The sequence below is a fragment of the Hymenobacter mucosus genome (assembly GCF_900188255.1).
GTDB lineage: Bacteria > Bacteroidota > Bacteroidia > Cytophagales > Hymenobacteraceae > Hymenobacter > Hymenobacter mucosus.
On record NZ_FZNS01000010.1, the window covers coordinates 121,264 to 137,419 of the forward strand.

Genomic DNA, 16,156 nt, shown 5'->3' on the forward strand with positions numbered 1-16,156 from the left:
TACGATGAAACTTTTTACCAAAGCCCTCGGGCTGCTCCTGCTGCTTATCAATTGCACCTTTCAGGCCCACGGAATGGCTCGGGTCCCACCGGATTCTGCTATCCACCTGCCGGCCGGAATGGCTCGCTGCAACCAGGTAACTATCGCCTGGAAGTCAACCGCGGCTGATACTGCCCTGTACAAGGGTAAAAGGAGCCTGCTGGTATTGCAGGCCGTTTCCACTGCTACCGCAGCACCGGAGGCTCAATCAGGTACTTCATACATTCCCAGTTCGTTTTTCGGTGCTGGCCAGCAGCTTGGTCCTGGGCAATTTGTCGTGTATGCCGATACGGGGCATGTAGCCACAATCAGCGGACTGCAGCCCAATACAGCATATCGGGCGGATGTCATCGCGTACTACGATTCCATCACATTTATGATGGGTTCTCTCCATTACGCGAATCCAGACCCAGCAGTAATCGATACAAGCGTATCGCTGTATTTCACCACGCCTGGCTGCTCGACTTCTACTCCGCCAACCCGGGGAGCATCAGGTGCTTCGGCTAATGTTATCGACTGTTCTACCGCTACGCTGACCGTTAACCGGGGCAATGGGGATGGAAGGCTTATGGTGATCCAGCGGGTGCCTAGTGGGTCCCTTGGTGCATTCCTCAGCACAGAGCCCCAAAGTGGACAGTTTTACTTTCCCAATAACCTTTACGGCCGAGGGCAATCACTTGGCCCGGATGCGTATGCCGTGGCCCTGGGGGCGGATTCCACAACGACACTCTATGGCCTGATCCCAGGGGAGCGTTACAAGTTTGTGGCCTACGAATACCTGAACGAGCGCGACGGTGCCGGTGCCAATACCAATGCCAACCCTGGCTATGCTGCTCCGGTTGATACGGCGTACTTCGATGTTCCGCTATGCGGCACTACGGAGCCCCAGACTGCAGCTACAAACTTGGTGCAGACCGACACTACGGCTACTACTATCCGCATTACCTGGACTAATGGCAGCGGCACCGGCAGGATTGTGGTACTCAGCCCGCTGACCAACATTGGGGGCTTGCTACTCCCAACTCAGAATACGGTGTATCCAGCTGCCGCATTTGGGCAGGGTGGCCAGACTCGTCCCGGGGCATTCGTTGTCTACAACGGCAGGGACAGCGCGGCCACTATCACTAACCTGCAGCCAGATACCTACTATCAGGCCCAAGTCTATGAATACAATGAGGCCGCCGACGGAACGCCAACCTACTTGCTGAGCCAGGCACCCGCGTACGGCTTGGTCAAAACTTATCCGGCTCCAGCAGCAGTTGCGCCCAGTAAGATTCGGTTTCACTTTTCAGAGCCCTTTACTTACTACGATGGTATTACGCTTATTTCCTGGAAGCCCGGCACCGGCACCCATTATTTGATTCTGGCCCAAGAGGTACGCCCCGGCCGGGGGCCTTTGTTTCAGCCAGTTGATGGCACATTCTATAACCAGCGTACCAATAACGATATGACTCCTGCCTCGCGTTTGAGCGGAAGCACTTACCTTCTTTCGAGAAAAGCTTATACAAGCGCCAGTGACACGCTTATTTACCTGCGTAACGCTAGCATGGGCCATGAATATGAAATGGCCGTGGTTGAGTACGTGCTGGATGGTAATGGCCTGCCTGTCTACACCAGCAGCACGCCCATGAACTTCCGCACCGGCCGCTTCGCTCCGAGTCTGAAAGGTTCGTTGGTCAATAATGAGCCAAACCTACGCTTCAGTGTTAGCGCCCAGTACCACTCTGACTATTTCCAGATTTATGCCTCGGAGGACAACACCCGCTTTACAAGCGTAGGCACACGAATTCCGGTAACGCAGGATAGCGTTATGAGCAGCGTGAGCCTCACCCAAAATTTGTCGCTTATCACCGTCCCAACTTACTACCGGGTTGAGCTGCATCACCGCGACGGGGAGCATGTATACTCGAATACGTTACTGCTGACTCCTTCCAAGCCGTTGCCGGTTGAGCTGATTCGGTTTACCGGCCGCCTGGGCGCCGGTAACCAGGCGACGCTTAATTGGGCTACTGCCTCTGAGAAGAACAGTGCCTATTTCGAGGTGGAGCGCAGCACGGATGGTCAGCGTTTCGTGGTGGCGGGCCGCGCCAATGCCGCTGGCACGTCGACCCAGCAGCGCTCCTACGAGCTGCTGGACCCCCAGCCTATTAGCCAGCTTACCTACTACCGCCTGCATCAGGTAGATCTGGACGGCTCGAATACTTACTCCAGTGTAATCACGCTGCGGCCCGGTCCGCTGGATCTGCAGCTGTCCGTTTGGCCCAACCCGGCAACCACGGGCCAGCGGGCTCAATTGCGCCTGAGCGGTCTGCGGGAGCTGGCCAGCCCGGTGCAAGTAACCATTCGCTCGGTCCTGGGCCAGGTGGTACGCCAGCAGACCCTCGCGGCCGCGCCGGTAGTTGACTGGAGCTGGTCCCTGGCCGGCTACTCGCCCGGCCTGTACCTGGTTGAAGTGCAGACCAGCGCCGGCCGTCAGGTGCAGCGTTTGCAGGTTCAGTAACGCTGCAGTTTGCCAGTAAGCAAAAGGGCCGCCCTACATGGGGCGGCCCTTTCTTATTTGCACTCTACTGGCCTACACCTCCAGCGTGGGCTCCTGCAGCACGGTGTGGGTAAATGGAATGCCCAGTTCGCGCAGAAACCCTGGCATTAACTCTCCTAGCCTGGCATTAGCCTGCCGCAAGGCCTCTGCCTGCAGCACCTGATTAGCCTCCGGGTCCAGTCCCGGCAAGTCAGGGCCCTTGAATTGCGCGCCAATCAGGCTTTGCTGCCGCTGCATGTACTCTACGCAGGCTTCGTACTTCCAGCCACCCTTGGGGCGGGTGATGCTTACTACCTGCGCCGGATTGCTACCCTGCACCACGCGCAATTCCGCCACGTCCAGCTCGTGTGCTTGTACCACGTCTACCCAGCTGATAAACGAGCCGTCCGGGTGATTATGCGTGATGATGCCCCCGCGCGCTAACACCTTATGGGCGGCCGTCAGCTGGACGCCTCTTTCCGTACCCTTAATGCGGGCCAGTTCCACTCCCTGCGGGGAATAGATAAACCCTACTTCAAAGCTGTAGTCAGCCAGCTGCTTTTCTACCGACCATAGCCGATGCCGAAAACCTGGGGCTGGGGAAGCAACAATGCTTCTTACGTCAAACGCGGCGAGTGCCCGCTTCACTGCGGCCCGCTCTAACTTGGCGGCGGTGCCGTTTCTCGTACTTTTTTTGGTACTCATACTGTAATTATATCAAGGCCGTCGCATCTTACTTTACGCTAGGCCCAAGCCCAAAAGGGCCGGTTATTGGCGCAGCCGAAGCTGCCGGATGGGAGTGCTTCTTTGAGTGCCTCCCTTACTTAATACGAGAAATCTTAGGCTAACCGGAAATAGGAGCATAAATATTTTTTCATTCTGTTCGCTGCTCCGGCCCAGGTAGTGCAACGAAAAGCCCCCGGCAACCTGCCAGGGGCTTAGTTCTATCGCTCGTTGCTAGGATTATCGCTCCTGCTCGTTGCGGCTGCTGGTCCGATCCGGAAGGGCTGCGCCCCGTTCCTGGTTCGGACGCTCCACGTAGTAGCCTTTCAGTTCGGCTAACTCCGAAGTTGCTTTCTCAAAGCGCTGGATGTAAGGGTCTACACCCTGTCCCTTCAGGGAGTCGCCAATATGGCGAGCTACCTGGAGGTTCTGCTCATTGATCTGGCCTCGGCTGAATTCCTGCTGGGTCTGTTTCAGCAGGTCGAAGGTGTCTTTTCCCCCCACCCGCCCGCTAAGTGTGTCCTGAAGAAATGCGCCCGCCTGGTTCAACTCGCGGGTGTGCACCGTTTCGTGCTTCTCCCGCGTCATGGGTAATTCATTCTCGCGCAGACTGGAACGACGGGCCAACTCGGCCTCAGGGCCCGGGGCCGGCCTAGTGACGGCACTGAGCGCCTGCTCCAGTTCACTGCGGTCATTCTTGGTGCTGTCCTTGGCCAGCGTCTTTTCTGCGGCCACCTTTACGCCCGGGGCATTTTCAAGCTGCACCTCATAGCCCGCCTGCTTACCGATCTGCTCCGCCACGATGTTGAGCACAGCATCGTTGCCCGCCCGGAACGGGGCCACCTGGTAGTACTGGTCGTAGTAGTTGGCGAAGCGCTTAACAAACTCGTTTTGGTCGAGCCCTTTCAGGCCGTTTTCCTTCTGAAGGTCCGCGCTAATCGTGTTCAGACGGGAATTTACCTTACCTGCCTCCTCGAAGGCCAGCGGCTCACTGGTGGCCACGCTCTGGCGGTTGCGGGAAATGTCCTGGCCAGTATTTTCCTTCAGGTCTTGCCGAGTCTGGCCGGCCCACCCGTACACGTCCTGCATGGAATACTCGTGGATCTTGCGGAAGTGGTCCGCGTCGAAATTTCCCCGAATGACTTTTAACCCCTCGCGGAGTTCTCCGGTGCGGAAGTCAGTTGTTACCTGCTGGGCCGCCCGCATTACTTCCGGGTCGGTAATTCCTAATTTATTGGGCGGCACGTCGCCGCTCCCATAGCCATAATTCATTTGGATGAAGATTGCTCGGCGTCCGAATCGGCCGACATGGAGGATTTGCTTGATTTGCCAGCGCGGCTGCCAGGTCGCTTTTTGCTGATGTTCTGGCCGTAGGGTAGCTCGGCTCCGTCGAGTAGGTAGTCCACGTTGTTTGCCCGACGCTCCCCTTTCTGGTTCCTGCTGATTTTCTTCATGGCGGGCTAGTTCTCGAAGTCCAGATCCCGTTCATCCTCGTCGGCCTGAACCCCAGGCCCCGCCCCGAATCCTCCCTCCTCCTCGTTGCCCACGTCATAACTGCCGCTGCTGCCACTAAGTCCGCTTTCGGCGTAACTGGTAGGCGCCTGCTGAAAGCCGCTGTTGCTACTGGAGCTTGGCTTACCCGTGGAAACCGGCGAAGTCGGCGCTGTCGATGCAGGTGGGCTGGCCGGCGCCGAAGCAGCCGGCGTAGTACTGGTATCAGCGTCGACTAGCGTGGGCTCGTCCGAATTCGCATTGCTGGCAATTTCATCGTCGATGCGTTGGCGCTCCTGCTGCAACAGCTGCTGCTGGTTGGTGTCATGAGCCTGGCGCTGACGGTCTTGCTCCTGGCCATCTTTGGTGCGCTGAATCACGTCCTGGGTTAGCTCGTGCAGGCATTCTTCAGAATCAATTTCGCCGCGCTCCAGCTTATCGAGTAGTGCCTGGGAATTGGGATGCTGGTAACTAGGCAGCTTTTTCAGGCGGGCTGCCAAGCCTGCGTAACTCGGCTCGCCGCCGGCAGCATCAGCATCAAGGGTCCGGTAATAGGTCATACTGAGAATGGGTAAAAAGTGAAAAGGTCGGTTTGAGAGGTTCGGGGCAGAATCAGGCAGCTTGCTGCATCTGCTGGGCCGGAGTGGCATGAAGAAAGTGGGCGGGCGTCCGGCTATGGTGTCGTACCCAGCCGATAAGCTGGCTTAGGCCCATCTTCCAGGCCCGTATCACATCGGGAGGGGGCTGGGGCTGCCGCCAACTGATGAGAAGCCAGGCATAGGCCGCTGGTGCCTGGTGCCCCAGCAGCCCGCTGGCATTGATGTCGGCCCGACGCAGGAAGCGAGTCAGGCCTTCATAGTTGCCACCGTGAGTTGCCCGCTGGAAGGTTGTCAGCTGGCCTAGTAAGTCCCGTAGGGCCTGCCGTAGACGCTGGAGCTGGGTGGCTGAGAAAGGAGCGGCCCCGATACCGGCCCACTGAAGAAAAGGACCGGCACAGATAACGGGGTGCTGCTGGAGTAAGTCAAAAACGGAGAGGTCGACCATGATGCGTTGTTTAAAAGTTCTTCACTCCTAAATCTTCCGGGGTAGGCACCTGATTTTTGGGCCGTAGGGTATTCATAAAGCGGGGCAGCTGAGTCGCCGGATCAGTGCCGGCAATCAGCTCCGAAACCTCCCGGTATATCTTGTGGTGATTGGCCTCGACCATGCGCTGCATGGGACTTTCAGCGGGCTTCTGCTCGGCCTGCTGCAGGCGTTCCATCTGGGCCTTGTGCGCCAGTACCTGCTGCTCCCGTAAGCGCTGTTCCAACGGAATTTCCGCCGGGGTGGCATCAGCCGCCGGCGCTGGGGTAGGCGTTGGGCTGGGAGTCGGTAGACTTGACTGCGGCTTAGGCTGATGCTCCTGGCGGCTCTGCTCCGCTACAGCTTTGGCCGCTTCAATTTCTGCTTGTAAGTCGGGGGAGCCAGTGGCTGCGCCAACGATGGGGGGAGTACTCGGGTCCGTGGAAGCCGGGGCGGTTGCCGGCCCCGTGGCATCCGGCTCCTGATTGCTGGCCACAACGTCGGCGGCTTGCTGCTGTAGCTGGGCTTGCTGCCGCGCCATTAGCTTCTTTTTCGCCGCCGCCCGCTGCTCGTCAAACTTGCGGCTCCGCGCATCCTCCTCTTGCTCCCGCTGCTGGGCCAGCTCTTGCAGGAGCTGCTGCGCCCGTTCCCGGTCCTTCTTCAGTTCCCGTTCGATCTGCGGGGTAACCACGCCTTCGGCATCCTCGAAAATAGAGATGGGCTGGATGGGAAAGTCTCCGGGCTCAACCTCGCGGTGCATTTGGGCCTGAAAGAAGCTCATGGGCGTTTCAACGGTCTGCCCAATGAACTCTCCCTGCCGCAGGGTGTAGGCATCCTGCACGCGCACTACCTGCCGTTCCTGCACGCTTACGCTCTGGCTGACATTGCGCCCTCCTCCAACTTTCCCACCGCCCATAGACTTGCCGGACGAGACAGAAACCATTTCAACATCCTCTTTTCCCACCATGTCGGAGACGAGTTTGGCCGTCTCGGCGGAGTTGATTTTGCCGAAAAACTGGTTGTTCAAGTTGCTGATCAGGACCTGTGTTTTGTCTTTTCCGTACGCATCAACCATCTGCGCCACGTCCTGCGTCATATACAACATGGCCACTTTGTTGCTTCGTGCAGTGGCGGGTATTACCTCCAGGCCTGGCACATAGATGGTAGCGCCTTCGTCAATAAGTACGAATGAAGGGTGTTTATTCTGCTGGTTCATCAGCTTTAATGCTACCGCAATGATGCAGCTGATAACCGGGGAAAAGGTCCGCGCCAAGGTGGGGTCGTTGCCGATAGTGAGGATGGTTGGATTCGACGGATTGTTTAAATCCAGCGAGAATCCTTCCCCGCGCGCCTCGTCCGGAGAGAGCACCCAGCTGATTTCCGGAGTAGCTAATCGAGCCAGCGCAATCTGCAGCGAGGAGATAATACCGGCCACTTGTTTCTCTGCTTTCTGCTCTACCGCAGTAATAATGCTTTGTACCAGCGCCTGACTTCTCGGGTCAGTTTTAAGCATGCTGAGTACGTGCGTAAAATCCTCGTACACCGCAATTGCTACTACATGCGGGACAGTGCATAACGCTGGAAAGTTATTTCTAAGAAACCAGATTATACCGGTTAAATAGGCTTCCGCGCTTAACTCAAAAAAGTTATCACCTCCTTTGGCACCGCCGGGATTTAAATTATTTAAAATAGTTTTTGCGTATTCCATTGCATACGCTGGCATTGGCATATCCTGTGGACGGAGCGGATTAATTTTTTCCGTGCGCTCCATGTCTATAAAATTAATTACCCGGTGTCGTAATGGTTTATTTAATTCACCGGCGTAAACCAGGGCTTTCTGTGCTGCGCTGGCCAGTACTGGAAATTTAAAGTCATATATCAAACCGCACATGCCTTTTTTAACAAATTGCTCTAAAAAAGGCTCACCAATTGAATATGTCTTACCAGCACCGGCACCACCTAATACCAATGTTCCCCGGAAGGGATTCGGCACATTTACGTATTGCTCACCCTCGGCCAGCAGTACGATTCCATAATCAGTATCCCGCCGCACCTTCTCAGCCTGCAGGCGTCCGCCGACGTATTTGGTCGATGCACGCAGCTGGCCGGCAATGAAGCCGCAACCCAGCACCAAGGCCGCCGCCACGGGATAACCGGTGGCCAGCATATCACCGTGGCAGAACCCCATGAGCAGCAGCAGTGCACTCCCAAACGCAAGCAATGCGCTCAGCACTACTACCGGCATCTCGACTTCCTTGGGCTTGCGCGGCACCTTACGCGGGGCTCCGATCTTTGGCGGGGCCGGCTTCTGCATGAATATGAGGGCAATGGATACCAGTACCAGCAGGGCGCGGGCGCCCAGGCCTGCCTGCATGTCGACGGCCTGGCCTCCGTAAGCAGCCACCGTATCACCTATTCCGGCCATGGGGTCCCCACCACCGCTGCCACCGCCCACAGCCCCGAATATATCCATCGGCGCTCCAGGCTCAGGCTTGGTCGGTTTAGCCGGCTTCTCTGGAGCCTTCTTAATGGTTGATTTCGCCGTTGTGGCTGTTACCGTAGCTTTGGGCTTGGGTTTGTCTCGCTCGGTAAGAACATAGTACTCCCCTCCGAGAACGAGCAACAGCATGACCAAACCAATTAGGGAGGCGTTGCCCCCGCTTCCCGGGGGCCTGGCCGTTGGTGTACTGGGTGCAGTAGACATTTAGCGTAGAATTGAATGGTGAATCAGCTTGCGGGTATTTCCCCCCGAAAGCTACCAAAAATCAACCTCTACGCAATCAAAATTAGTCGCGTTCCTCGTCTCCGCGAATGTCCTGAGTATATCCCTGAGTGCCCAGTACCCGCCCCAGATCCTGGCCAATTCCAGCCGCAGTTTGAGTAACGGAAGGCTGGTAAGTCCGGGCCAGTCGAGCTGATGGCCGGGTGAATTTAGGTGGCATTGGCTGTTTCTTTGCAGGTGCTGGTGACGACGGCAGCGTAGGATTCAGGCCGTTTTCGGGTCGTTGAACTCGCCCCGTTCTCAGAAACTCGTAGGGTTCCCTCACCGCTTTAGGGCCCTGTGCTTCTCTACCGATTCGTCCGAGCCGACCATAGAAAGCCTTGCTGTACTCCTGATCTCTGGCAATTTCAAGTACCAGATTGTGCACCAATTTCTTGCCTTCAGGCAGCTTCGTATTGATCCTATCTACTTGATCAAAGAGGCGTTTATCCTTTTTATTGTTGTCGGCAATAGTGTTGGCAACGGTCTTGGCATCCTTACCAGTTCGCAAAAACTCATAGGGGTAATCATGGTATTTCTGCTTACCAGCCTCCTTTCCAAGCTGCCCTAATCGACCGTAAAACTGCTTGCTGTAATCAACTCGCCGCGCCGCTTCAAGCACCTTGTTGTGCTCCAGCTGCCGGTCGGCCGGGAGCTGTTTGTTGACCTTATTAACTTGGTTGAACAACTGTTTGTCACGCGCCGCATCAGTAATCCGAGTAGATTTTTGCTCAGCGCCTGCAGCATACTTTGGAGGTGTTCTGCCTTCCCTTTGCGCTGCCCGACGCCGGATAGACTCGGCAATTTCCTCAGCGGTCTGGGTCTGGCGACGGCCAGATTTTGGCCGTTCAGCAGTATCATTCTCCTTTGATTTGCCTTCACGGGTAGCCTGTCTAAGCGGACCAAACTGCTCGGTGAAGGCTGCATTTCCCTTGGCCATGAAGTCCACCCGGTTGAAGCGAGCGGCGCTGCCCAGCGGATTGAGTGTAATCTTTTGCTCGCGGTCGCGGGCCGAAACCATAATGTGAATATGGGTTTGCGGTCCCTCTTTTTTCTGCCCACTAGGAGCGCCATCGTGCCCGCGGTGCTTCCGCTCATCGTGCTGGGTAGCTATCCACACCAGATCTTTTTCGCCCAGCGGCTGGCCTGATTTAGTTACGAAATTAGCCGCGTATTCCTGCATCACCCGGGCCGTATAGTCCCGTAACTTCTGTGGATCATGGCCAATATGTTCCAGCTCCTGAGCGCTTGGACTAATCACCAAGGAGTAAAATTTCGCGTCGTCCCTGCGCAGTCCTTTTCGGTTGGAGTCGATAAGCTGCACGGCATCATCTCCGCTTAGGTCTGCCCGTTCAGAGTTAAAAAAGGTGGCCTGCTCCCCCTGTTTTTTGGCTTCGCCTTCGAGGTAATTGGTAGCCTGACGCGCACTTCCCCGGTTGGAATAGGCGTTCTTTCCATTAGTGGCCGGGTTAATAATCTTGATGTACATAAGCCGTAACTAGGCCTGCTAAAAGGTCGAGGATGGAGCCGAACTACTGGCTGTGGAAGTCGCTTCAGACACAACCCTGGTCCGCTCAGGCCAGGGTGTGGGCTGGGCAGATATAGGCGACGGGCCCACTGTTGGCACCACCTTTTCGATCAGCTCATTCCAGCGCTTGGCCACATCCAGATCCCTTTTTTCGTTGAACTCCCGGTGCTTGGCAGGGTATTCTTTTAAGTCACGACCCAGGACTTTGAGCATAATCTGCTCTCCTAAACGACGGCCATATAACGCCTCGATGTTGTTCAAGACCAGCTCCTGAAACATGGGTAACAGCAAGGACTCCTCCTGCCCGCTCAGGTGTTCGTGGATGTTCTGATCCATCGCCTGCAGGTAGGTGAACAAGGTCTTTTCGTGACCTTTCAGGAAGCCTGCTGTATTCTTTTCGTGTTGCGTAAGCCAGCCGAATAGCCGGTTGCCTAGTGAGTTTACTACCCGCTCCAGCTCACTGATTTTATCCTGAATCACGATACCTTCCCGTTCCTGATTCTTTACTGGATCAAGGCCTCGCTGGGCAAAATAAGTCACGGCGGCGGAAGCATATTCAGATGCTGTGAGGCCTAAAACGTCAGCTGCAGGAACCATCAGTGCATGTGCCTCGTGGGTCAGATACACTTGTTTCCGAGCGCTTGATGGCCGGCGTTTAGGCTTCCTCTGGCCGGGGGCATTGTCAGGGCGTTGGGTGGACATAAAGACCAAATTTGGTGTCGCTAATACGGCTGATTTTTAGTAATTTGTACCTGAAAAGTATGCAATTAAATTTAATATCATTGCTGAGGGCTTGCTATTTCGTGCTTTCAACGGGTACTGACACCGCTAAAACATCTGGCTATCAAATGATTATATGCTAATGGTTTCAGAAAATCTCTGATTTTCGTTCTAAATCACTGACTACCACCGCTTTAGCGTGGAGTATGTGATGCCCCTCTTGCTAACTATCGTTTGCGCTTCTTCTAAGCGGCTATTCTCCGGCTAGAGCTACCGTCGCCTGGTGCCGTATGCCGGCCTTTTGGACTGCTTCACCACTGCCCCAGGAGCTGGCTCTACTACTGCCCCTCTCACCTGGCCAGATCCGCCGAGTAACTGCCCTAGTATCTCCGGCTGCCTAAGCTCCAGTGGACGCCCTTCGCTACTGACTGAACCCCTGCACCTGGCTGGTCTGGCAGAGTAGCTTACACCCTTCGCGCCCGAGGACTCACCTGACTGCCTCCGCCTGCACATACCCAGTGAGTCTGCTCCCGTGTGAGAGTGCCCTCGCGCCTGTGCACCCACGCCCGCGTGAACCCTGGCCTTCCCACTCCAGAAAGTTGCCCTTTTAACTTGACGGATTTGGTGTCATAGTTCACGGATCAAATGTCATAGTTGGAATTCTATGCCTGCTCACTAGCCCATACAGCACTAGTCTGCTCGGGCTCGCATGACACACCAAGCACCTGAGCGCGCACCCACATCCCGCCTACCTGGGTACGTTGGCCCACCCACACACATGCGCGCGTACCCGCCTGTGTTCATGCTCGCCCACGTTCCCGGATTTCAGGATTTTCGCCCGGTCCCCTATTTCCGAATTAGCACAAAGCAACCGATTCGCCTTGTCTTGTACCAAGACCTTCTGATTGTATATCCAATTTCTTCAAACCTGTCTGACTAAACATCCCGGCTGTCGCGGATTTCAAACCTGAGCCCAGGCAGCCTCTAAGTAACCTACTAGATTATTTCGGCCTCACGTGTGCCCGTGCACCCGCATGCGCGTGTGCCCTCGTGCGTACGTGTGTGTGTACGTGTGTGTGCGACCTGATCTGACGCTACTTCAGCTGCACAAGAATCTCTATGATTTTCGGTTTCTATGAAATACTTAATTTCAGCACAAACAGATATTTCACTAAAGTATATATTAGTCTAAATCCGCATCTGACCAAAAACCCGGTAAATACTATTTTGGACTTTCTTGTTTTGCTCTATTTTCCTCAATTCTCTTTCACTAGGCTTTATACTTTCTCCCTTTGTATGTGGGCGTGTGTAGGTGTGCCTGCTCCCATGCACGTACACACGCCCGCGACTCCCACCACCAATACCTCTGCAGTTTCGATTTTTGCCTTACCTTGGCCACTCTGAATTAGCTACCGCACCTCATTCCATTATCCTCACTCACTTTGCTTCTCATGGACAGCCAAGATTCATCCGCCAACCCATCTCTCGAACTGACTGGCGCTGATACCGACGCCAGCACCTCTGCGACCCCATCCGCCGACAACTCCGATGCAGCCGAATCCTCTGCTCGCTCTGCCTCTAGTCCCAAGCGCAAAGCAGCAGCTCCAACTGCTCCCGCCGCTTCTGACCGAGTTGGCCAGTCGTACCGCCTTACCCAAAAACAGGACTGGGGTATTCGCTATGCTGCCCTCATGCTTGAAACCCAGGATGGCCAACGACGCACACAACAGGACCTGGTGGATCAGGCCGTCTGGGAATTGCTGGAGCGCCTGAAGAAAAAGGGCATGAGCTTCCCCGATACCCTGGCCCTGTAGCTCTCAGCGCTTCACGGCTTTCTGACAACCCGGTTTTGCCTCACGGTAGAGCCGGGTTTTTCTATTCACGCATTTTCCGCCCCTCTGTTGAACGATCTCCCCTGCCGCGTCCCCTTGTGAAGGCTCAGGACTGAAGTTGAATCCTGGTGCATAAAAACAGGGCTCTAAGGCAAAACTTATGAGACCTCCTACCCTGCTAGCCACCAGCTGTTCTGCATTGCCCAATTAGCTCTAGGTATCTGTTATAATAATTATTAAAATAATGCAATCCCTTAATGCGGTATTGGTTGGTTGTTTTGTCCGCTCCGCTTCGCTTCGCTGGTGTTTTGGTCGCCCTTTGAAAGCTTTTCTCTCACGCGAAACACAACCTTGTGAGATTTGTAAGTATTTGTTCTATTTGTAGGGGTCTGTAAGTTATTGATTTCTAGACGGTTTTGCTGTTCAACTATGACATTTCATCCGTGAACTATGGGCATTTCGTCCGTGAACTATGACATATGATCCGTGAACTATGACGTCTGATCCATGAACTATGGACATTTCATCCGTCATCTATGACAAGAGTTATCCACAGTCATAGTTCAGATTTCTAACTATGACATCTCATCCGTGACCAAAGTTGGCTCGTGAGTGGCGGCTGGTGGCTGAAATTTTCGGCACCGAAGCCGTTACTTCTCCTGGTTTGGAGAAGTCAAATTACGATTTGAACCGGTTTCGGTCCTCATATCTTGTTGAGACACAACTCTTAATGCGATTAAATTTAGTTGCAGAAGTGCGAACTATGACATTTAATCCGTCTAACTATGACATTTGATAAGCGAACTATGACAAAGAAATATTGTTGCAATATTTCATATATTGCCTCACAGTATCAGCCACCTTCTAATTCCTGCCCCCGATGTCCGAAGCTTCTTTAGTTCCCGCTACCCGTAACCAGGTCCGTCAGCACAATGTGCTTACCACAGCGCATTACAGCTACACCAAGCTCCAGATGGACCTAATGATTTTCCTACTCTCAAAGCTTCGGAACTCACAGGACGATCTGGTTTACCTGATTCCTGTCAAGGAGCTGGACAAAGCCACCGGAAACCAGCACAACTACACCTACCTGCAGGAAGCAACCGAAGATATGGGCTCCCGGGTTTTCAAGGTGAAAAACGGCAACCGGTATGAGCAGATCTGGATGTTTCAGAAAGTGGCTTACCTCGACGGGGAAGGCATGATTGAAATGACTTTATCCTCTACCATCCTCCCTTACCTGTTCGATTTGAAAAATAATTTTACCTCCTACGAAATTGCAGCATTCCTAAAATTGAACAGTATGTATGCTAAGCGTATATATCCGCTCTGTTCGCAATGGAAAGATAAAGAAGCCACCCCGGTTTATGATATTTTACAATTAAAAGGAATTCTCGGTATTTGGGATGAAAAGGAAAATATTGAGGGCTATCCTGTTTTCGGAGATTTTAATGCTCGCGTACTGCAACCTTCCATCAAAGCAATTAATGAGGTAACCGATCTGGAAATTTCGCTGGTTACTGAAAAGAAAGGCCGGGCCATTAAAGCGGTTGGTTTTACTGTGAAGCAAAAGCCTCGTGCCCTGGACGCAGATTCCTCCCCGGCCGGACCGCTCTCGCTACCGGAAAGCATCACTCAGGCCCAGTTTGATAATGCCAATCGAATTCTGAATGAGTATCATATTGTTGATCAGAAAATCCGCGGGCAGATATTCGCCAGCCCGGATATGATTCGGCAGGTAAACAAATTTGCCTTCGACCTGAAGCAAGACCGAGTAAAGGCAACTTCTAACCCGGCCGGCCTGCTGCTGACTGTACTGGGTCTGGTAGAACCCAAGAAAAAGCCATCTTCTAAGTCTACTAAGTAAACCTAGCAAACTCAGTGTACTCAGTAATGCTGGATACCCCTGATCCGGGGTTCTTCCTACGATGTATAGGTTATTTGGTCTACCTAGTCTACTCGGCTTACAGGATAAACAGAGATTACTCAGGCCACACAGTAATACAAGTGCACTCCGAAAACCTAGTAAATCCTTTGTACTAAGTGCAATTGGTATACTAAGAAAACAAAGTAAATCCGGTATACTTAGTAAAATAAGTGTACCGGATTTGTTTTTGTAAACTCAGTGTACTAAGTTTACCAGGTACACAACGCAAACCAAGTTTACCGGATTATGGACAACCAGCAACGTACCTGCCGCGTCGTGGCAGTCACCAACAACAAAGGGGGAGTAGGTAAGACCAGCAGTACGGTCGCCATTGGTTCCATCCTGCAGACAATGGGCTACCGGGTACTGCTTGTGGACCTCGATCCTCAGGCCAACATGACTACCCACCTGGCCGGCTCCGGTGTTGAGTTTGAGCAACACATCGGAGACGTGCTAGCCGGCTCTGCTTCTATTCAGGATCTGGTCCTGACCTATGCTCCTCAGTCAGAAAACGCCGACGAGCAAGCCCCGGAGGAAGTTACGCCCGGCCTGGACTTTGTACCCTCCTCGTACCAGTTGAATTTGTATGAGAAGGGCATCACTAAAAAGGCACAGTATGCCTCCCTTCTTCGCCAGGCTCTCCGCCCCATCCGACCCTACTACGACTTTATTCTGCTCGATACGCCGCCGACGCTTCAGACCTATACCCTGGTGTCGCTGGTGGCCGCCGACGCTTACGTTATTCCAGCTGAGCCGGAGAAGTTCAGCTATGATGGGGTAAAGGCAGTAATTGAAGCCGCAGCTGATGTTAAGGATATGCTTAATCCTTCCTTGGAGCTGTTGGGCATCTTCTTCACGCGCTATAATCCTAAGCTGCGCAATAGCACGCATGATCTGGTGGTATCAACTATCACTAGCTCCTTCGGGGAGGAAGTAATGCTGCCAAACGTGCGCAAGGATGCCGCAATGCCTAAAGCCCAGGTAGCAGCCCGCACGATTATGGACTTTGCCCCGCACTCAAACAGTGCAATCGACTATCACGCGCTCACGGCTGAGCTGCTAACCCGCCTTCCCTAATCCGTATGGCCGCACCATCCACCGAGAAGCCTAACCTCGACGCGCCCAGCTCTACGCCGCCCCGTCGTAAGATATTTGATCTGGAGTCCCAGGTAGCTGAACCGACCGCTGACGTAACCCCCGACTCAGCTGCTGCCCCTGTTTCTGCGCCGGCGTCACCTGCTGCCTCGCCCGCTCCCAGTGCCCGTTCCCGCACGAATAAGACGGCCACTCCCGCCGTTGCCCCTAGTCCGGAACCGGTTTCGGGGGCAGTAGGGAAAAAAAGAGGGCCCAAACCATCTGCTGAGCCCATGGAGCACTCCACCTTCAAAGTGAAGTCCGCTCACCTGCAGAACCTGGATAACATGCTGGAGGATGCCCCCCGCCACGTGCTGAAGCAGGATTTGATGGACTTTATTCTGACGGACTTCTTTGAGCGCTACAAGAAGCTTCCCGATGCTCTCCGTAAACGCAAACCCAGTACCAAATAAGTAAACAG

The 16,156-nt window shown here is 54.2% G+C and carries 13 protein-coding genes; 5 read left to right on the top strand and 8 right to left on the bottom strand.

Features of this window, described 5'->3' with window-relative positions; genetic code table 11:
• Nucleotides 1–4: 4 nt before the first annotated feature.
• Nucleotides 5–2,539, top strand: coding sequence for a T9SS type A sorting domain-containing protein (locus CHB83_RS19105; protein WP_089333804.1), 2,535 nt, complete (start codon nt 5–7; stop codon nt 2,537–2,539).
• A gap of 72 nt (nt 2,540–2,611) precedes the next feature.
• Here the strand turns inward: CHB83_RS19105 and CHB83_RS19110 are convergent, their stop codons facing one another.
• From CHB83_RS19110 to CHB83_RS19145, 8 genes are all read right to left on the bottom strand, one after another.
• A complete protein-coding gene (locus CHB83_RS19110; protein WP_089333805.1) occupies nt 2,612–3,262 on the bottom strand; it encodes a hypothetical protein in 651 nt (216 codons plus the stop codon).
• Between the two features lie 258 nt (nt 3,263–3,520).
• Complete coding sequence (locus CHB83_RS19115) at nt 3,521–4,552, bottom strand: Fic family protein (protein ID WP_089333806.1); 1,032 nt, start codon at nt 4,550–4,552, stop codon at nt 3,521–3,523.
• Nucleotides 4,549–4,734, bottom strand: coding sequence for a hypothetical protein (locus CHB83_RS19120; RefSeq protein ID WP_089333807.1), 186 nt, complete (start codon nt 4,732–4,734; stop codon nt 4,549–4,551). Before CHB83_RS19120 ends, CHB83_RS19115 begins: the two co-directional genes overlap by 4 nt.
• Nucleotides 4,735–4,740: 6 nt before the next feature.
• On the bottom strand, nt 4,741–5,331 hold the full coding sequence (locus CHB83_RS19125; protein WP_089333808.1) for a hypothetical protein: 591 nt from the start codon (nt 5,329–5,331) through the stop codon (nt 4,741–4,743).
• Nucleotides 5,332–5,383: 52 nt separating this feature from the next.
• Nucleotides 5,384–5,815 carry a hypothetical protein gene (locus CHB83_RS19130; protein ID WP_089333809.1) on the bottom strand — a complete coding sequence of 144 codons (432 nt, stop codon included), beginning with the start codon at nt 5,813–5,815 and terminating at the stop codon, nt 5,384–5,386.
• A gap of 10 nt (nt 5,816–5,825) precedes the next feature.
• Nucleotides 5,826–8,462 carry a TraM recognition domain-containing protein gene (locus tag CHB83_RS19135; RefSeq protein WP_179225568.1) on the bottom strand — a complete coding sequence of 879 codons (2,637 nt, stop codon included), beginning with the start codon at nt 8,460–8,462 and terminating at the stop codon, nt 5,826–5,828.
• A gap of 157 nt (nt 8,463–8,619) precedes the next feature.
• Nucleotides 8,620–10,083 (bottom strand): DUF5712 family protein, encoded by a 1,464-nt coding sequence (locus tag CHB83_RS23890; RefSeq protein WP_179225569.1) that lies wholly within the window; start codon nt 10,081–10,083, stop codon nt 8,620–8,622.
• Nucleotides 10,084–10,101: 18 nt separating this feature from the next.
• A complete protein-coding gene (locus CHB83_RS19145; protein WP_143437204.1) occupies nt 10,102–10,662 on the bottom strand; it encodes a hypothetical protein in 561 nt (186 codons plus the stop codon).
• Nucleotides 10,663–12,293: 1,631 nt separating this feature from the next.
• Between CHB83_RS19145 and CHB83_RS19150 the strand changes: the two genes are divergently transcribed.
• From CHB83_RS19150 to CHB83_RS23615, 4 genes are all read left to right on the top strand, one after another.
• Entirely contained in the window at nt 12,294–12,656 is a 363-nt protein-coding gene (locus tag CHB83_RS19150; RefSeq protein ID WP_089333812.1) for a hypothetical protein, read from the top strand.
• An 898-nt stretch (nt 12,657–13,554) separates the two neighbouring features.
• Nucleotides 13,555–14,541: a replication initiation protein gene (locus CHB83_RS19155; protein WP_089333813.1), complete on the top strand. Its 987-nt coding sequence runs from the start codon at nt 13,555–13,557 to the stop codon at nt 14,539–14,541.
• 306 nt (nt 14,542–14,847) lie between these two features.
• The gene (locus CHB83_RS19160; RefSeq protein WP_089333814.1) at nt 14,848–15,678 is read left to right on the top strand and encodes a ParA family protein; all 831 of its coding nucleotides are present in this window, start codon (nt 14,848–14,850) and stop codon (nt 15,676–15,678) included.
• A 5-nt stretch (nt 15,679–15,683) separates the two neighbouring features.
• A complete protein-coding gene (locus CHB83_RS23615) occupies nt 15,684–16,148 on the top strand; it encodes a hypothetical protein (protein WP_143437205.1) in 465 nt (154 codons plus the stop codon).
• Nucleotides 16,149–16,156: the final 8 nt, after the last annotated feature.